The sequence below is a fragment of the Haloarcula sp. JP-Z28 genome (assembly GCF_011440255.1).
GTDB lineage: Archaea > Halobacteriota > Halobacteria > Halobacteriales > Haloarculaceae > Haloarcula > Haloarcula marismortui.
This window is the reverse complement of sequence record NZ_JAAOHT010000170.1, coordinates 1-845: the sequence shown is the minus strand read 5'-3', so window position 1 is coordinate 845 and position 845 is coordinate 1. Positions and strand designations below refer to the sequence as shown.

Below are 845 nucleotides of genomic sequence, written 5' to 3'. Positions count from 1 at the left end.
AAAGTTCCTGCATGAGCTCTCGCGTCCGGCCGCCTTCACCGATGAGACGCCCCTTCTGGCGACGGAAGTCGTTCTTGTTGCGGGAGGCGGCCTCGATGTCGATGAGTTCGAACATCATCATGTCGTCCTCAAGCAGCGCCAGCGCGTCGTCGGGTGCGAACCCGCGGCCGATGGCCTTCACGATGTCGGGGCCTTTCAGCGCCGTCACGGGGTCGCCGACGGACTCGACTTTCACCGTGCCGTCCTCGGAATCGATATCCAGTCGGACCTCTGCGCGCTCCTCGATCTCGCGCATGGTCTCACCTCCCTCGCCGATCAGCACACCGATACGGTCCTGCGGAATCTTCACGTGTTGCATAAGTATACTACCCCGTAGGAGGTTCTGCCTGTTTAAAACTTCGGCAGTCGCGTGACTGACAGATGCCGGGCGGCCGTCCGCCGGCAGAAGCCATTTCAGTCCAGAAACTCGACGCCGGTGATTTCGAACCGCGCGCCGCCCGTATTGCTGTCGGTGACGAGGATGTCCCAGCCGTGTGCGCCCGCGATGGTCCGGACAATCGAGAGCCCGTAGCCGCTGCCGTCTTCGGCAGTCGTGAAGCCGTGGTCGAACACGTCGTCCTGCTTGTCGGCCGGGATTCCGGGGCCGTCGTCCTCGACGTAGAAGCCGTGGTCTAGCGGGCCGACGCGGACGATAACGGCACCGTCGCCGTGTCGAGTACTGTTCTGAAAGAGGTTCTCGAACAGTTCGATGAGGCGGTCGGCGTCTGCGCTCACCGAGCCGATGTCCTCGTAGTGGAGCGTGGCTCGGTCGGTGGTTTCGCCGTGTCCCTCCCAGGCGGTGTTAA

General features: G+C 63.1%; 2 protein-coding genes. Both read right to left on the bottom strand.

Features of this window, described 5'->3' with window-relative positions; all coding sequences use genetic code 11:
• Window positions 1–358, bottom strand: a 358-nt coding sequence (locus G9463_RS23770; RefSeq protein WP_165898006.1) for a pre-rRNA-processing protein PNO1, incomplete at its 3' end; no start/stop codon positions are given.
• Window positions 359–453: 95 nt separating this feature from the next.
• A partial coding sequence (locus tag G9463_RS23765) for a HAMP domain-containing sensor histidine kinase (protein ID WP_165898005.1) occupies window positions 454–845 on the bottom strand: 392 nt, incomplete at its 5' end.